We start from the raw sequence: 16,016 nt of genomic DNA on the forward strand, positions 1-16,016 counted from the left end.
AAGGCGCCGGCGGCAGAGCATCGGCTGCATCACCGAACGGTGCCAGCTGAGGGCGATCGGCCTCGAGCTGCGCGCTCCTGGACGGCGAACCGCTGATGGCACGAGTTCGCCGTCCCGGTGTCTCGGCAGGCCGGTGGTGGTCGGTGGCAGGACGCCTGACAGCCAGGTCGGACTCGGTCGTGCAGTGAGCCTCCTCTGCAGGTGGCGCGTTATGTTCAAACCCGCTATGGTCATAACGGCGCCAACCGCTCTGGTCGGCCGACACCGTCAAGGGGAAGAGGTTCCATCGTGGGCACTGCAGTCATCACCGGGGCGTCGTCAGGCATCGGCGCGGTCTACGCCGACCGGCTCGCCCACCGCGGGTTCGACCTGGTCCTCGTCGCGCGCGACGAGCGCCGCCTGGAGGCGGTCGCGGAGCGAGTGCGAGAGGAGACCGGTCAGAGCGTCGAGGTGCTGGTGGCTGATCTGGGTGCGCGAGACGGTGTCCAGCGCGTCGAGCAGATCCTCGCTTGGCGCGACGACATCGTCATGCTCGTCAACAACGCGGGCGTCGGTTCGACGTCGGCACTGGTCGACTCGGACGCGGACGCGATGGAGCAGATGATCGCGGTCAACGTGACCGCGCTGACGCGTCTGAGCTACGCCTTCGTTCCCGCTGCCGTGCGGCGCGGTGCCGGGACGGTGATCAACATCGGGTCGGTCGTCGGAGTGGCCCCGGAGTTCCTCAACGGTGTCTACGGCGCCACCAAGGCCTACGTCCTGGCCTTCACGCAGTCGCTGCACAGTGAGCTCAGCGGCACCGGCGTGCAGGTCCAGGCCGTCCTGCCCAACGCCACCGCCACCGGCTTCTGGGCTGCGGCCGGGAGCCCGCTGGGCAACCCGGCCGAGGTGATGTCGGCCGAAGCCCTTGTCGACGCTGCCCTCATCGACCTCGACCGCGACGAGCTCGTCAGCATCCCGCCGCTGCACGATGACGCGCAGTGGAGCTCCTACGAGTCCGCACGCGAGACCCTCAAGGCGAACTTCGGGGCCGCGGTCCCGGCTCCGCGATACTCGTTGACCTGATCGACGAGGCCTGAGGCACGGCTCGGGGACCGACCTCGAGCCGTGCCGGTGCAGAGGCGAGAGCGCCCCGGGCTCGGCAGTGTGCAACTCACAGGAGGAAGCGTGATGGATGATCCGCCTCTCGTGCGGCCTGCCTCGGACGTGCCTGATGCGGCTCAACTCGTGCTGGCGTTCGTCAACACCCACGTCAGCGGCGGCGGACGCCCGGAGCTGTTCTCCGACGGGATCGCGCTGACACGGTGGTTCGACGAGCACGACCTTCCCGTCGACCCTGGTGAGGTCACCGACAGCGATGCGGCCCGGGCGCGTGGGCTGCGCGACGCGTTGGCCACGCTCCTGCAGGCCCACGCGGCTGACGTCGATCAGGCCGAGCTCGCCGCAGCCGAGCTCCACCTTCGCACGAACGCGGAGTCCCTCCCCCTCGTGGTGCTCATCGACAGCGAGACGTCCCGGCTGCACCCGGCGCAGACGGGCGTGGACGGAGCCTTCGCCGCCGTGCTGGCTGCTGTCGCGACGACAACCGCCACCGGGCAGTGGACTCGACTGAAGATGTGCAAGAACCCGCCCTGCCACACCGGTTTCGTCGACAAGACCAAGAACTCCGCCGGACGGTTCTGCAGCACCCAGTGCGGATCGCAGCTCACCATGCGTGCATACCGGAGCCGCCTCAAGTCGAAGTGACCCCTGTGGTCGCAGCTGGCAGCCGTTGGGGTGCCCCAGGCAGGAGTCGAACCTGCGACCTTTCGCCTTCGGGGGAGTCGGCTGCTGGCAGCCGTTGGGGTGCCCCAGGCAGGAGTCAAACCTGCGGCCTTTCGCCTTCGGGGGAGTCGGCTGCTGGCAGCCGTTGGGGTGCCCCAGGCAGGAGTCGAACCTGCGGCCTTTCGCCTTCGGGGGAGTCGGCTGCTGGCAGCCGTTGGGGTGCCCCAGGCAGGAGTCGAACCTGCGGCCTCTCGCCTTCGGGGGAGTCGGCTGCTGGCAGCCGTTGGGGTGCCCCAGGCAGGAGTCGAACCTGCGGCCTTTCGCCTTCGGGGGAGTCGGCTGCTGGCAGCCGTTGGGGTGCCCCAGGCAGGAGTCGAACCTGCGACCTTTCGCTTAGGAGGCGGCTGCTCTATCCGCTGAGCTACTGGGGCGTGACCGGCGCACATCTTGTCATGGCGGGTGGGGGCGACTTCGGCCGATGTTTGGCGTTACTCGCCGGTCGCCGCCATCATTTGAGCGATTCCCGTAATCTGGCGCGGACGCGCGAGCACCCCGTGCCGATGCGCCTACCTCGTCCGAACCGACGCCGGCCCTTGTGAGAGTGACGATGCCCGACGCTGCGCAGCCGCCTGCCCAGCCCGAGCTGCCGCCTCCCTACCGGAGGCCGAAGCGGCGGGCGCGCGCGCGGCGTACGCACACCGTGGCCAAGGTGCTCGGGGCGACGCTGCTGACGCTGGCGATGGTGAGCGGGCTGTCGGTCGCGTTCCTCTACCGCCACCTCAACGGCAACCTCAACGTGGTCAGCGTCGACGACCAGCTGACCAACCGGCCGGAGAAGGTGCACATCAGTGCGCCCAAGCAGCCGATCAACATCCTGGTCATGGGCTCGGACTCCCGCGACTGCGCCGGGTGCGGCCTGGACGACGAGGCGGGCGGCGGGTCGGACACCACGATCCTGTTCCACTTGTCCGCGGACCGGCAGTCGGCGTACGGCGTCTCGATCCCGCGCGACTCCCTGGTCGACCGTCCCGACTGCGAGGACGAGGACGGCAAGACGATCCCGGGTGGCAGCGACGCGATGTGGAACGCCGCGTACACCTACGGCGGGCCGGCCTGCACCATCCAGCAGTTCGAGCAGACCACCGGCGTGCGCGTGGACAACTACGTGGTCGTGGACTTCGGATCGTTCAAGGAGATGGTGGACGCCGTCGACGGGGTCGAGGTCTGCGTGCCGCAGGACATCGACAGCTCGGAGTACGGCATCACCATCCCGGCCGGCACCCGCACGCTCGACGGCAAGGAGGCCCTGGCCTACGTCCGCGTGCGCCACGGCGTCGGTGACGGCAGCGACATCGGCCGGATCAAGCGTCAGCAGGCCTTCATCGGCGCGCTGGTGGCCAAGGTCATCTCGAGCGGCACGCTCACCCGCTTCGACCGGCTGGTGCGCTTCCTCAACGCCGCGACCAAGTCGCTGACCACCGACATCCCGAACATCAAGGAGATGGGGCTCGTCGGTCTGCAGTTCAAGAACATCGGGCTCAAGCGGATCCGGTTCATCACCGTGCCGTTCGTCTACTCCACCTCCCAGCCCGGTCGCGTCGAGTGGACCTCCGACGCCGACACGCTGTGGAAGCGCATCGCCAACGACCAGCCGCTCGGCAAGCTCCGCGTCGGCTCGCTCGGCGCCGACCAGGTCCCGGGCTCGGGCTCCACGACGCCGACGCCCTCGGGCTCCGCGTCCGGCTCGCCCAGTGACTCGCCGACGGACTCCTCGTCGCCCTCGGACTCGGAGTCGACCACCGACTCCCCGTCGTCCACCAGCTCGCCGAGCGACGACCCGTCCGACAGCATCGACGCGAGCAAGGACGACCTCGAGTTCGCCGGGCTCTGCACGTGAGCTCGCCCGGCTCCGCCGAGGCGGACTGGGAGCGCAAGCGGCGGCTGGCCGAGGTGTTCGGCGACGCGCTGCCCGAGACGACCGCGGACGAGCGGGACGACGCCGAGCCCGCGCGGACCAGCGACGACTGGCTGCGAGAGCAGGTGCCGCCGCACCACGGCGGCTGACACCTGCCCGCGGCCGGGCTCGGCCGGTCAGACGGTCAGACGGTCGGAGGCGTGGTCGGCGGGATCGTCGAGGCGCCGGCGCCGCCCTGCTGGCTCGCGAGCAGGTCGCGGATCTCCTGCAGGAGCTTGATGTCCTCGGGCGTGCCGGGCTCGGGGCTCGGGAAGTAGCGCTCCTTGGCGATCGTGTAGGGCTTGACGATCACGAAGTAGACGACGGCGGCCAGGATCAGGAACGAGAGCGCGGAGGTGATCCACGCGCCCACGCTGACCCCACCCGGCGAGTAGTCGGAGAAGTCGGGCGAGCCCCCGACCTTGCCAACGATGTCCATGAGCAGGTTGACGGTCGCGGTGACCACCGCGGCGAACGCCGCCGCCATCACGAAGGCGACGGCCAGCTCGATCAGGTTGCCGCGCAGGATGAAGTTCTTGAAGCCGGTCATGGGGGTCCCCTCCGAGACGTGGACGAGCTGCGTGCGCAGCGGAACGCCTGAGACGCTAGCCGGACCACGCCACGGTGAGGAAGCGGGTGACCGAGGCGGAGGACACCGGTCCGACGTCGACCGGCCGGACGCCGAGGAGGACGAGGCGGCCGGGCAGCCCGTCGGCGGCGGCGTCGGCGGGTGGCGGTGGCAGGGCGAGGACCAGGGCCTCGCGCGCGACGGTGGTGGCCGGGCCGCCCTGGGGGTCGGCGGCGACCAGGTCGACGGAGTCCCCGCGGCGCAGCAGGTCGGCCATGGCGGTGTCGGGCAGGCGCACGGGCAGCGCGACGAGGTCGGGGCGGTCGCGCAGGAGGGCCGGGCCGAGCAGCGCGGTGTCGGTGACGGGCTGACCGCGGCGCAGCGGCCCGGCCAGGGTGTGGCCGGTGGGGTCGCGGACGCGGCCGTCGGGCGCGGTGCCGGGCGCGAGGCGCACGGTGGTGAGGTCACCCGGGCGCAGGCGGGTGCCGGCGCCCAGGTCGTGGGCGGCGACCGTCACCGCCACCGACGGCGGCGCGGGCGCGGCGGTGGCGCGGAGCCCGGCCCAGACGGCGAGCAGGGCGCAGAGCGCGGCGAGCAGCCGCCGGCGGCGCAGGACGAGCCGGCGCAGCCGACGGGCGGAGCCGCGGAGGCGGGGGAGACGGGTGGGCACGCAGCCGACGCTAGGCGCGCGGGCCGACGCCGAACAGCGCACGCGGAGCAGGCTGTGGAGAAGGGTCAGCTGGCCGCGGGCTGTGTGGACTTGGTGGACGTCGAGGACGACTTCTCCGAGGAGGAGGACGAGGACGACTTCTCCGACGAGGACGACGACTTCTCCGACGACGCGCCCGAGGACGACGAGGACGAGTCCGAGGACGAGGAACCGGACGACGACGCCGCGTCGGCAGTCTTGCGGCTGTCGGTGCGGTAGAAGCCCGAGCCCTTGAAGACCACGCCCACGGCGTTGAAGACCTTGCGCAGCCGGCCCTGGCACTCCGGGCACGTGGTCAGCGCGTCGTCGCTGAAGCTCTGGACCTGCTCGAAGGCGTGGCCGCACTCGGTGCAGGCGTACTGGTAGGTCGGCACGAGGTTCCTCCACGGGGCTGGCACTCGAGGTGAGTGACTGCCAAATAGTACGTGGTCAGAACGTCGGGGCGAACCGGACGATTCCCGCCGGCGAGCAGGCGGCGGTCACCGGCCGGTCGTGCGGCTCGACGGGCACCGGCACCCCGACCTCGGAGGCGTAGAGCAGCACGCAGGTGAACGTCCCGACCGGCACCCGCCCGAGCGCCCGGTCGTAGGACCCCCCGCCCCGCCCCAGCCGCTCACCGACCGACGAGCAGGCCAGACCGGGCACGATCACCACGTCCGCGGTCGCCACCGCGGTGGGCCCGAGCAGCGGGGTGACCGGCTCGAGCAGTCCCCGTGGTGCGGGCGCGAGGTCCTGGTCGCCGGCGTACACCGCCCAGTCCAGGTCCATCGACGGCTGCAGCACCGGCAGGATGACGCGCTTGCCGGCGGCCAGCAGGGCGGAGAGCAGGGGCGCGGTGCCGGGCTCCGAGCCGACCGCGACGTACGCCGCGACGGTGGCGGCCCGGCGCACCTCGGGGGCGGCGGTGAGGTGCCGCGAGACGGCGCGGGCCGCGTCGGACCGCTCGAGCAGCGAGAGCCGGTTGCGCGTGGTCAGCAGCTGGTCCCGCACCGCCGTCTTCGCCACGACCACGGCACCAGCCTACGATCGAAGCATGGGAAGTCCTGGGCTGCACAAGGCCCGCGAGAAGATGGCCGCCGCCGGCGTCGACGAGGTGGCCATAGAGACGTTCGCGCACTACTACCGCCTGCTCGAGCACGGCGAGACCGGCATGATCCCCGAGGCGGCCATCGAGCCCGTCGACATGCCGTCCCTCAGGGACGTCGAGGTCTCCGACGAGCAGGCCCAGGACGCCATCCGGACCACCGCCGTCATCAAGCTCAACGGCGGCCTCGGCACGTCGATGGGCATGGACCGCGCCAAGTCCCTGCTCTGCGTGCGCAAGGGGCTCAACTTCCTCGACATCATCGCCCGGCAGGTCCTCCACCTGCGCCAGCAGTACGACGCCCCGCTGCCGCTGCTGTTCATGAACAGCTTCCGCACCAGCGCCGACACCATGGCGGCCCTGGCGCGCTACGACGAGCTGCCGGTCCAGGGGCTTCCGCTGGAGTTCCTGCAGAACAAGGAGCCCAAGCTCCTGGCCAAGGACCTCAACCCGGTCAGCTGGCCCAAGGACCCCGACCTCGAGTGGTGCCCGCCCGGCCACGGTGACCTCTACACCGCGCTGCGCGGCACCGGCCTGCTCGAGCAGCTCCTCGAGGCCGGCTACCAGCGGGTCTTCGTCTCCAACTCCGACAACCTCGGCGCGGTGCCCGACGCCCGGGTCGCGGGCTGGTTCGCCGGCACCGGCGCGCCGTTCGCCATCGAGGCCGTGCGCCGCACGCCGAGCGACCGCAAGGGCGGCCACTTCGCGCGCCGCCGCTCCGACGGTCGGATCGTGCTGCGCGAGACCGCGCAGACCCTGCCCGAGGACCAGGAGGCGCTGCAGGACCTCGAGCGGCACCGCTTCTGCTCGACCAACAACCTGTGGTTCGACCTGCGCAAGATGCAGGAGGCGCTCGACGTCCGCGACGGCATCCTCGGCCTCCCGCTGATCCGCAACGAGAAGACCGTCGACCCCTCGGACCAGGCCAGCCCGAAGGTGATCCAGGTCGAGACCGCGATGGGCGCGGCCGTCGAGGTGTTCCCCGACTCGCAGCTGATCGAGGTCGGCCGGGACCGGTTCGTGCCGGTCAAGACGACCAACGACCTGCTGGTGCTGCGCTCGGACGTCTACGACATCGGCCGGGACTTCGTCCTCGACCAGGTCGCCGTGGACCTGCCCTTCGTCGACCTCGACGGCGAGCACTACAAGGTCGTCGCGGAGTTCGACAAGCGCTTCCCCGAGGGCGCCCCGTCGATGAAGAAGGCCTCCAGCCTCACCGTCGAGGGCGACTACACCTTCGGCGCCCGCGTCCAGGTCGTCGGTGACGTCGAGCTCTCGACGGGCGCGGCCGAGCGGATCCCCGCGGACACCGTGCTGAGCGGCGAGGAGTGAGCAGGGAGTGAGCCAGGCTCCCTGCACCGTCGAGGAGCACCGCGCGCGCGTGCTCGCCGGCGTGCGCCCGCTGGACGCCGTCGACGTAGCCCTCCTCGACGCCCTCGGCCTTGCCCTCACCGAGGACGTCGTGGCCGGGGTCTCGCTGCCGGGCTTCGACAACTCCGCCATGGACGGGTACGCCGTGCGGGGGGCCGACGTGGAGCAGACCCCCGTCACCCTGCCGGTGGTCGGCGAGATCGGCGCCGGCCAGGCGACGGTCCGTGAGATCGCGCCGGGCGAGGCGGCCAAGATCATGACCGGCGCGCCGATCCCGGCCGGCGCCGACACGGTGGTGCCCTACGAGTGGACCGACCGTGGCGCCGCCGAGGTGCGCATCGAGCAGACCCCCGAGCCGGCCCAGCACGTCCGCCCGGCCGGCGACGACGTCCGGGCCGGCGACAAGATCCTGGAGGCCGGCACCGTCCTCGGTCCGCGCCAGGTCGGGCTGCTCGCCTCGGTCGGCCGGGCCACGGTGCGCGCCCGCCCCCGTCCGCGCGTGGCCATCGTGTCCACCGGCTCCGAGCTCCGCGAGCCGGGCGCCGAGCTCGGCGAGGACTCGATCTACGACGGCAACTCCTACCTCCTGGCCGCCGCCGTCCAGCGCGCCGGCGCCACGCCCGTGCGGGTCGGCATCGTGCCGGACGAGCCCGGGGCGTTCCTCACGACGCTGCGCGAGCACCTCCCCGAAGTCGACCTCGTGGTCACCTCCGGTGGCGTCTCCCAGGGCGACTTCGACGTGGTCAAGGAGGCGCTGCGCCACGAGGGCGTCTGGTTCGGCCCGGTGGCCATGCAGCCCGGCAAGCCCCAGGGCTTCGGCGTCCTCGACGGCGTCCCGGTCGTCACCCTGCCCGGCAACTCGGTCAGCTCCTACATCTCCTTCGAGGTCTTCGTCCTCCCCGCGATCCGCACGCTGCTGGGCAAGGACCCCGTGGCGCGCCCGCTGCTCGACGCGCGCCTGACCAAGGGCATGACGTCGCCTCAGGGCCGGCGCCAGTTCATGCGCGGCGAGGTCGGGTACGACGCGCAGGGCCGCTACGTCGTCCCCGTCGGCGGCCCGGGCTCGCACCTCATCGGCGCGCTGTCCGACGCCAACGCGCTGATCGTCGTACCGGAGGAGGTCACCCACCTCGGCCAGGGCGACCGGGTCCAGGTCCTCGTGCTGGACACCGACTTCTGATGTCCGACCGGCTGACCCACGTCGACGACACCGGCGCCGCCCGGATGGTCGACGTGAGCGGCAAGGACGTCACCGCCCGCACCGCCACCGCCAGCGGGCGCGTGCTGGTCTCCGAGCAGGTCGTGGCCCTGCTGCGCGGCGAGGGCGTGCCCAAGGGCGACGCGCTCGCGGTCGCGCGCATCGCCGGGATGATGGGCGCCAAGCAGACCCCGAGCCTCATCCCGCTGTGCCACCCGCTCGCCGTCTCCGGCGTGAGCGTCGACCTCTCCGTGGCCGACGACGCCGTCGAGATCAGCGCGACCGTCAAGACCACCGACCGCACCGGCGTGGAGATGGAGGCGCTGACGGCCGTGAGCGTCGCCGCGCTCACCGTGGTCGACATGGTCAAGGCCGTCGACAAGGCCGCGGTCATCACCGACGTCCGGGTCGAGACCAAGACCGGCGGGAAATCGGGGGACTGGACCCGATGAGGGCCGCCGTGGTCGTCGCCTCCAACCGCGCCGCGGCCGGGGTGTACGACGACGCGACCGGCCCGCTGCTCGTCGAGTTCCTCACCGGTCTCGGCTTCGAGACCGACCCGCCCGCCGTCGTACCGGACGGCCAGCCGGTCGCCGACGCCATCCAGGCCGCCGTCGCCGCGGGCGCGCGCGTCGTGCTCACCACCGGCGGCACCGGCCTCACGCCGACCGACCGCACCCCCGAGGTCACCCGGCCGCTGCTCGACGCCGAGATCCCCGGGCTGGCCGAGGCCATCCGGTCCTACGGCGTGCGCCAGGGCGTCCCCACCGCCGTGCTCTCGCGCGGGTTGGCGGGCCGCATCGGCACCACCGTCGTGGTGAACCTCCCCGGCTCGCGCGGCGGGGTCAAGGACGCCATCGCCGTCCTCGAGCCGGTGCTGGTGCACGCCGCCGAGCAGGTGGTCGGCAGTGACCACTGACTGGCCGGTCCGCCTGGTCGACGGCGACCTCACCGTGCGCCCGCTGGCCAACTCCGACCACGATGCGTGGCGCCGCGCGAGGCAGCGCAACGCCGCCTGGCTCGTGCCGTGGGACGCCACCGTGCCGCCCGGCGGCGAGGCCCGACCGACCAGCTTCAAGCAGCTGGTCCGCCGCCTGGCCCGCCAGGCCCGCCGCGGCCAGACCTACCCCTTCGCCATCGAGGTCGGCGGCCGCTTCGCCGGCCAGGTCACGGTCAACAACATCGTGCGCGGCTCGGCGCAGTTCGCCTCGGTCGGCTACTGGCTCGACCAGGACCACGCCGGTCGCGGCGTGATGCCGCGCGCGGTGGCGATGGTCATCGACCACTGCTTCACCGCCGCCGGCCTGCACCGCATCGAGATCGCCATCCGCCCCGAGAACTCCAACTCGCTGCGCGTCGTCGAGAAGCTCGAGATCGGCGAGGTCGGCTACGCCCCGCGCTACCTGCACATCGACGGCGCCTGGCGCGACCACCGCTTGTACGCCCTGACCCGCGAAGAGGTGCCGCACGGCGTGCTGGCCCGGCTCAAGGCCTCCGGCCACCTCGAATCCCAGTAGTCACACCAGACTCTTTGCGACACACCCATTGACATGCGCCCCAGGGCGTGTCATGACTCCTAGCCTCACCCGTGTGGATCCCAGCGCACTGATCTTCGTGGCCCTGGCCGTGGCCTGGGCGGTCTACCTGATCCCCAAGGCGCTCGAGCACCACGAGGAGAGCGTCCGCACCCGCACCGTCGACCGTTTCTCCAAGACCATGCGCGTGCTGGCGCGGCGCGAGCCGATCAACCGCCGCAAGGCACGCCTGGTCACCAAGGCCGACGCCGCCGACCCCGAGCTGCGGACCGCCACCCGCCCGGCCCCGGCGGTCGCCGCCCCCGAGCGCGTGCAGCCCTCGGCCGCGGCCCGTGCCGCCAGGCGCCGGCTGCGCGTGGTCACCCTGATCCTGATCGCGAACGCCGCGGTCGTCGCCCTCGCCGCGTTCCACGTCGTGGCCTGGGTCTGGTGCGCCGCGCCCGTGGGTGTGCTCGCGGTCTGGCTGGTCGCGTGCCGCCTCATGGTCAAGCGCGAGCGCGCCGCCGCCCGCCCCCGCCGCCGGATCACGGCCGAGCCGGTCGAGCGCCCGAGCGAGCAGCGCGACCCCACCGAAGAGGTCGCCGTGGTCGAGGCGCCGGTGGCCGAGGAGGCCCCCCGCGACCCGGACGCCTGGGACCCGGTCTACGCCCCGCTCCCGACGTACGTCTCCGCGCCGGTCGCCCGCCGCACCGTCAGCACCATCGACCTGGACTCCACGGGCGTGTGGAGCTCGGGCCGCAACGCCTCGGACAGCAGGCTGGCCCGCGAGGCCGAGGCCGCCGAGGCGGCCGAGCGTCCCACGTCCAAGTCGGAGCGCAGGGCGTCGGGCGCGTAGCCTCACACGCGTGCTCCGCGCGCTCGCCCTGGTCCTGCTGCTCGGGGCGCTCGCGCCCGCGAGCCCGTCGTACGCCGCGCCGCCGGCGGGTCACGCCGGCCGCGCCGGCACCGTCGTCGGCCGCGGGACGCCGGCCTCCTGCACCGCGGCGGCGTTCCGCAAGGCCGTGGCCCGCGGCGGCCGGATCTCCTTCGCCTGCGGACCCGACCCGGTCACCATCACCCTCGACCGGCAGGCCGAGGTGCACAACACCAGCGCCAAGGTGGTCATCGACGGCGGCGGCCTGGTCACGCTCAACGGGGGCGGCACCACCCGCATCCTCTACATGAACACCTGCGACCAGCGCCTCACCTGGACCACCTCGCACTGCCAGGACCAGGCCACGCCCAAGCTGGTGCTGCGCCGTCTGACCTTCACCCACGGCGACTCCACCGGCCAGCGCGAGGAGGGCGGCGGAGGCGGCGCGGTCTTCGTGCGCGGCGGCCGGCTCACGGTCACCGACTCCACCTTCGACCGCAACCACTGCGACCGCACCGGCCCGGACCTCGGCGGCGGCGCGATCCGCGTGCTCGACCAGTACGCCGACCGGCCGGTGCGCGTCACCCGCTCCACCTTCACCCGCGGCCGGTGCGCCAACGGCGGCGCGCTCTCCAGCATCGGCGTCTCCTGGACCGTCACCGACTCCACGTTCCGCGGCAACAAGGCGATCGGGAACGGCGCCAACCCCGCGCAGTCCGGCACCCCCGGTGGTGGCAGCGGCGGGGCGATCTACAACGACGGCAACGCGATGACGCTCCGGTTGGTGCGCACCACCGTCGAGGGCAACACCGCCCGCGAGGGCGGCGGCGCGGTGTTCTTCGTCAGCAACGACCGCACCGGGACCCTCGAGATCCGCGACTCCACGCTCACCGACAACCCGAGCCTGGCCTTCGAGAACTACCCCGGCATCTTCTTCCTCGGCCGCGGCGAGCCCGCGATCAGCGGCTCGGTGGTCCGGTGAGCACCCGCGTCGCGCAGTCGCGCACCGTCCCGCACGCCCTCGAGGCGACCTACGACGAGACCGTGGCGGCCCCGCTCCCGGTGGTCTTCGCGCGCCGCCACCTCGCGCTCCCGCCGGTCACCGCCGTCGAGGGCCAGGAGGGCCCGTGGGGCAGCCACCTCGGCCAGTCCCGCACCATCGTCACCGGGGACGGCGGCCGGCTGCGCGAGACGCTCACCGAGCTCGACCGGCCGCACGCCTTCGGCTACCGCATCGACGTCGTCGGCGGCCCGATGCGGCTGCTCGTCGGCCACCTCGACGGCCGCTGGGGCTTCGAGCCCGACGGTGCGGGCACCCGCATCACCTGGTCCTGGGTCCTGCACGCCCGCTCGCCCCTGACCGTCCCCGCGGTCCTCGTCGTGGCCCGGATGTGGAACGGCTACGCCCGCGCCGCCCTGGCCTCGGTCGAGGAGATCCTCGGTGCCCCCGGCAGCGATTCGGGCGGCACCGGGACCGGCTGATACCGTTTCTCCTCGCGTCTCACGGGACGCACCTGGGGCTGTGGCGCAGCTGGTAGCGCATCTCGTTCGCAACGAGGGGGTCAGGGGTTCGAGTCCCCTCAGCTCCACCCATCTCGACCTGAGGGCCGCGCACCGCGCGGCCCTTCTGCTCTCTCCGATCCGCTCGCCGGTTCAGACCAGCACTCCTCCGATCGGCCCAGTTCGGGGCCGTGCGGGACCGGATCGCTCGTTCCGCCCCGCGCGCCGCACTGCTGCTGCCAACCTGGTCCGGCAAGCGCTCGGCGATGCCGACGACCCCGGCCGACCCCCCTCCGGCCGGGGGCGCGGCACCCCTGACCGTCCGGGCGTGCGCACCCACCCCCGCCCGCACCACCACCCGACAGAGCGTGAACCCCCATGACACCTCTCTCGACGCTGCCGCCTGCCCCCACGCAGGAGCAGCAGAGTCGCCGCGCCGTCGGCCGCGCCCTGGCCGGCGGCCTCGCCGCGCTGGCCGTCGCGCCCGCGCTCGCCGGCGGCGTGGCCCAGGCTGCCGAGGCCAAGAAGGCGCCGCGCAAGTGGCACCGCTGCAAGGTGCACAAGAAGCACACCTGCTGGCACGCGACCACCTGCAAGCACCGCAAGCACAAGCCGCCCAAGGACGACGGCGGCAAGGACCCCAAGGGCCCGGACGACCCGGGCACGCCGCCCCCGCCCCAGGTCCCCGGCTCCTACGACGGGCCGGCGGTCGTCGACGGCCTGCCGACCGCGCTCGCGCTGCACGTCGGCAGCCGGTTCACCTACGGCGTCACGCCGGCCCTGGTGGCCGAGATGGCGGCGTACCCCTCGCTGCAGGCCTGGATCGACGCCCAGCTCCAGCCGGCCGCCCTGCCGGACCCCGCCGGCGACGCCCTCGAGGGCTGGTGGCCGGCGCTGTCGTGGGACGCGCCCCGGATGTGGGCCGAGGAGCAGGCGCGCAACGGTGCGGCGTGGGAGGCCATGTCGGACTACCAGCGCTGGTGCCTGCTGCGCCGGATCACCTCCCGACGCCAGCTCTTCGAGGCGGTCACCGAGCTCTTCGAGGACCACCTGCACGTGCCGGTGCACGACGACGGCGTCTTCGGCTTCCGCGTCGACTACGGCCGCACCATCCGAGCGCACGCGCTGGGCCGCTTCGACGACATGCTCGTGGCGACCACCACCCACCCGGCCATGGGCATCAGCCTCGACAACGCCACCTCGACCAAGAAGGCGCCCAACGAGAACCTCGGCCGCGAGCTCCTCGAGCTGCACACCGTGGGCCGCGGCCACTACACCGAGGACGACGTCAAGGCGTCCGCCCGGATCCTCACCGGCTACCGCGTGACGACGTGGAGCACGTGGCGGGTCTACTACGACCCGGCCTCGCACTGGACGGGTCCGGTGACGGTCATGGGGTTCAGCGACCAGAACGCCGCGGCCGACGGTCGCCCGGTCACCGAGGCCTACCTGCGCTACCTCGCCCACCACCGCGGTACGGCGGAGCGGCTGGCCCGCAAGCTCGCCGTCCGCTTCGTCTCCGACGACCCGTCGCCGGCCCTGGTGCAGCACCTGGCCGACGTCTACCAGCAGGCACAGACCGCGATCGTCCCGGTGCTGCGCGCGCTGCTGGAGAGCGAGGAGTTCCGCGGCTCCGCCGGGCTCAAGGTCCGCACCCCGAGCGACGACATCGTCGCGACCTGGCGCGCGCTGGCCGTCCAGCCGAGCGCTCCGGGCACCGACGACGCCGCCGCCAACGCGATCCTCTGGCAGACCGTGGCCCTGGGCCAGGCGCCGTTCGACTGGGCCCGCCCCGACGGCCAGCCGCAGGACGGCGCCGCGTGGTCGTCGGTGTCCCGGGTGCTGGCGTCCTTCGACAGCCACTACTCGATGTGCGGCGGCTGGTGGCCCAAGGGCAGCCTGACCTACCGCCCGCTGGCCTCGTGGGTGCCGCTCAGCGGCACCGACACCATGCGCTTCGACGCCCTGGTCGAGCACCTGTCGCGCCAGCTGCTGTCCCGGTCCGCCTCGGCCCGCCTGCAGGAGGCCTGCGGCCTGGCCACAGGGTTGAGCGCGAGCACCAAGATCTCGCTGAAGAGCGACCTCGTGAAGTGGAACATGCCCACCCTGTTGACCACGGTGCTCGACAACCCCGAGCACATGACCCGGTGAGAGTGCCCATGGAGATCCCGACCCCGACCGAGGGGCACAGCTGCTGCGAGGAGTTCGCCCGCGCCTCCGGCGCCACCCGGCGCGGCTTCCTGCGCGGCGTCGGCGCGCTCGGCGGCGCCGCCGCCGTCACCGCGGTCCACGGCACGGCCTTCACCGAGACGGCGTACGCCGCAGCGCCGGTCGACCGGGTGCTGGTCGTGCTGTCCATGCGCGGGGCCTGCGACGGCCTCAGCCTCGTCGTGCCGCACGGCGACCCGACGTACTACCTGGCCCGGCCGGGCATCGCGGTGCCCAAGGACCGGCTGCTCGGGGCGGACTCGTTCTTCGGCCTGCACCCCGCCCTCGCGCCGCTCATGCCGTGGTGGACCGCCGGGCAGATGGCCGCCGTGCACGCCACCGGGCTGCCCGCGCCCAACCGCTCGCACTTCTCGGCCATGGAGGAGCTCGAGGACGCCGACCCCGGCTCCTCGGCGCGGGTGGGCTGGCTCAACCGGCTGGTGGGCCGCAACGGCACGGGGTCGCCGATCGAGGCCATCCAGTTCGGCGGCGGTGTGCCGGTCACCGCACTGGCCGGCCCGGAGCCGGTCCTGGTCGCCGATGACGTCGACTCGGTGAGCCTGTCGGGCTACTGGGACGCCGGGTCCGAGGCCAAGCGCCGCTCCTCGCTCAACCGGCTCTGGACCGGTGTCCCCGGCCCGCTCGGCGCCGGCGCGCGCAACGCCTTCGCCGTCGTGGACGACTTCGCGCCCGTCCGCGGCTCGTCGCCGACCCCGGCCGGCGGCGCGACCTACCCGCGCTACTCCGACCTCGGCGCCGCGCTCGCCGCCGCGGCCCGCACCATCCGCGCCGACGTGGGCGCCGAGATCATCACCGTCGACCACGGCTCGTGGGACCACCACACCTGGATCGGCAGCCCGGACAGCGGCAACCTGCGCACCATGGCCGACGAGTTCGCGGCCTGCCTCGCGGCGTTCCTCACCGACCTCGGCACGCTGGCCAGCAAGGTGACGATCGTGACCGTCAGCGAGTTCGGGCGCCGGGTCAAGGAGAACGCCAGCCAGGGCCTCGACCACGGCTACGGCAACGTCATGTTCCTGCTCGGCGCGGGCGTCAGGGGCGGTCGCTACTACGGCACCTGGCCCGGCCTGCAGAACACCGTCGACGCGGACCTGCTGGTGACCACCGACTACCGCAGCGTGCTCGCGGAGGTCGTGACCCAGCGCTTCGGGGCGTCGTCGGCCGCCGTGTTCCCGGGCTTCTCCCCGACCTCCGTGGGTGTCGTGCAACCCGGCTGACCTGCGCCGATCTACGAGAGGACCTCGTCTCGGC

Annotated in this window: 18 protein-coding genes and 6 tRNA genes; 15 read left to right on the top strand and 9 right to left on the bottom strand. The window is 72.8% G+C overall.

Features of this window, described 5'->3' with window-relative positions:
* Positions 1 to 288 precede the first annotated feature (288 nt).
* A complete protein-coding gene (locus G5V58_RS00575) occupies positions 289 to 1,065 on the top strand; it encodes an SDR family NAD(P)-dependent oxidoreductase (RefSeq protein WP_230486977.1) in 777 nt (258 codons plus the stop codon).
* A gap of 162 nt (positions 1,066 to 1,227) precedes the next feature.
* Complete coding sequence (locus G5V58_RS00580; RefSeq protein WP_165227835.1) at positions 1,228 to 1,746, top strand: CGNR zinc finger domain-containing protein; 519 nt, start codon at positions 1,228 to 1,230, stop codon at positions 1,744 to 1,746.
* Between the two features lie 31 nt (positions 1,747 to 1,777).
* On the opposite strand, the gene G5V58_RS00585 is transcribed toward G5V58_RS00580, so the two are convergent.
* The 5 genes from G5V58_RS00585 to G5V58_RS00605 form a co-directional block, all read right to left on the bottom strand.
* A tRNA-Ser gene (locus G5V58_RS00585) sits at positions 1,778 to 1,846 on the bottom strand.
* A gap of 69 nt (positions 1,847 to 1,915) precedes the next feature.
* A tRNA-Ser gene (locus G5V58_RS00590) sits at positions 1,916 to 1,984 on the bottom strand.
* A tRNA-Ser gene (locus G5V58_RS00595) sits at positions 1,985 to 2,053 on the bottom strand. It abuts the tRNA gene before it with no gap.
* Positions 2,054 to 2,122: transfer RNA gene (locus tag G5V58_RS00600), tRNA-Ser, on the bottom strand. It abuts the tRNA gene before it with no gap.
* Positions 2,123 to 2,195: transfer RNA gene (locus G5V58_RS00605), tRNA-Arg, on the bottom strand.
* A gap of 269 nt (positions 2,196 to 2,464) precedes the next feature.
* Between G5V58_RS00605 and G5V58_RS00610 the strand changes: the two genes are divergently transcribed.
* Positions 2,465 to 3,661: an LCP family protein gene (locus G5V58_RS00610; RefSeq protein ID WP_230486978.1), complete on the top strand. Its 1,197-nt coding sequence runs from the start codon at positions 2,465 to 2,467 to the stop codon at positions 3,659 to 3,661.
* On the top strand, positions 3,658 to 3,828 hold the full coding sequence (locus G5V58_RS00615; protein WP_165227839.1) for a hypothetical protein: 171 nt from the start codon (positions 3,658 to 3,660) through the stop codon (positions 3,826 to 3,828). Before G5V58_RS00610 ends, G5V58_RS00615 begins: the two co-directional genes overlap by 4 nt.
* Positions 3,829 to 3,863: 35 nt before the next feature.
* On the opposite strand, the gene G5V58_RS00620 is transcribed toward G5V58_RS00615, so the two are convergent.
* The 4 genes from G5V58_RS00620 to G5V58_RS00635 form a co-directional block, all read right to left on the bottom strand.
* Positions 3,864 to 4,268 (bottom strand): MscL family protein, encoded by a 405-nt coding sequence (locus tag G5V58_RS00620; RefSeq protein WP_165227841.1) that lies wholly within the window; start codon positions 4,266 to 4,268, stop codon positions 3,864 to 3,866.
* Between the two features lie 55 nt (positions 4,269 to 4,323).
* A complete protein-coding gene (locus G5V58_RS00625) occupies positions 4,324 to 4,956 on the bottom strand; it encodes an SAF domain-containing protein (protein ID WP_165227843.1) in 633 nt (210 codons plus the stop codon).
* Positions 4,957 to 5,021: 65 nt separating this feature from the next.
* A complete protein-coding gene (locus G5V58_RS00630) occupies positions 5,022 to 5,369 on the bottom strand; it encodes an FmdB family zinc ribbon protein (RefSeq protein ID WP_165227845.1) in 348 nt (115 codons plus the stop codon).
* Between the two features lie 55 nt (positions 5,370 to 5,424).
* Entirely contained in the window at positions 5,425 to 6,006 is a 582-nt protein-coding gene (locus tag G5V58_RS00635; protein ID WP_165227847.1) for a 5-formyltetrahydrofolate cyclo-ligase, read from the bottom strand.
* Between the two features lie 22 nt (positions 6,007 to 6,028).
* Between G5V58_RS00635 and G5V58_RS00640 the strand changes: the two genes are divergently transcribed.
* The 11 genes from G5V58_RS00640 to G5V58_RS00690 all read left to right on the top strand — a co-directional run bounded on the left by G5V58_RS00640 (position 6,029) and on the right by G5V58_RS00690 (position 15,982).
* Positions 6,029 to 7,411, top strand: coding sequence for a UTP--glucose-1-phosphate uridylyltransferase (locus G5V58_RS00640; RefSeq protein WP_165227849.1), 1,383 nt, complete (start codon positions 6,029 to 6,031; stop codon positions 7,409 to 7,411).
* Positions 7,412 to 7,418: 7 nt separating this feature from the next.
* Positions 7,419 to 8,630, top strand: a complete 1,212-nt coding sequence (gene glp / locus G5V58_RS00645) for a molybdotransferase-like divisome protein Glp (protein WP_165227851.1) — start codon at positions 7,419 to 7,421, stop codon at positions 8,628 to 8,630.
* Positions 8,630 to 9,100, top strand: a complete 471-nt coding sequence (gene moaC / locus G5V58_RS00650; RefSeq protein WP_165227853.1) for a cyclic pyranopterin monophosphate synthase MoaC — start codon at positions 8,630 to 8,632, stop codon at positions 9,098 to 9,100. Before glp ends, moaC begins: the two co-directional genes overlap by 1 nt.
* Positions 9,097 to 9,567 carry a MogA/MoaB family molybdenum cofactor biosynthesis protein gene (locus G5V58_RS00655; RefSeq protein ID WP_165227855.1) on the top strand — a complete coding sequence of 157 codons (471 nt, stop codon included), beginning with the start codon at positions 9,097 to 9,099 and terminating at the stop codon, positions 9,565 to 9,567. The genes moaC and G5V58_RS00655 overlap by 4 nt, the downstream gene beginning before the upstream one ends.
* Positions 9,557 to 10,165: a GNAT family N-acetyltransferase gene (locus G5V58_RS00660; RefSeq protein WP_165227857.1), complete on the top strand. Its 609-nt coding sequence runs from the start codon at positions 9,557 to 9,559 to the stop codon at positions 10,163 to 10,165. The genes G5V58_RS00655 and G5V58_RS00660 overlap by 11 nt, the downstream gene beginning before the upstream one ends.
* A 73-nt stretch (positions 10,166 to 10,238) precedes the next feature.
* Positions 10,239 to 11,018: a divisome protein SepX/GlpR gene (sepX, locus tag G5V58_RS25680; protein ID WP_165227859.1), complete on the top strand. Its 780-nt coding sequence runs from the start codon at positions 10,239 to 10,241 to the stop codon at positions 11,016 to 11,018.
* A gap of 10 nt (positions 11,019 to 11,028) precedes the next feature.
* Entirely contained in the window at positions 11,029 to 12,018 is a 990-nt protein-coding gene (locus tag G5V58_RS00670) for a hypothetical protein (RefSeq protein ID WP_165227860.1), read from the top strand.
* Positions 12,015 to 12,518 carry an SRPBCC family protein gene (locus tag G5V58_RS00675; RefSeq protein WP_165227862.1) on the top strand — a complete coding sequence of 168 codons (504 nt, stop codon included), beginning with the start codon at positions 12,015 to 12,017 and terminating at the stop codon, positions 12,516 to 12,518. Before G5V58_RS00670 ends, G5V58_RS00675 begins: the two co-directional genes overlap by 4 nt.
* A gap of 34 nt (positions 12,519 to 12,552) precedes the next feature.
* A tRNA-Ala gene (locus tag G5V58_RS00680) sits at positions 12,553 to 12,625 on the top strand.
* A 289-nt stretch (positions 12,626 to 12,914) separates the two neighbouring features.
* On the top strand, positions 12,915 to 14,687 hold the full coding sequence (locus tag G5V58_RS00685; protein ID WP_165227864.1) for a DUF1800 domain-containing protein: 1,773 nt from the start codon (positions 12,915 to 12,917) through the stop codon (positions 14,685 to 14,687).
* Between the two features lie 8 nt (positions 14,688 to 14,695).
* On the top strand, positions 14,696 to 15,982 hold the full coding sequence (locus G5V58_RS00690; protein WP_165227866.1) for a DUF1501 domain-containing protein: 1,287 nt from the start codon (positions 14,696 to 14,698) through the stop codon (positions 15,980 to 15,982).
* Positions 15,983 to 16,016 lie beyond the last annotated feature (34 nt).

Source organism: Nocardioides anomalus (assembly GCF_011046535.1).
GTDB classification, from domain to species: domain Bacteria; phylum Actinomycetota; class Actinomycetes; order Propionibacteriales; family Nocardioidaceae; genus Nocardioides; species Nocardioides anomalus.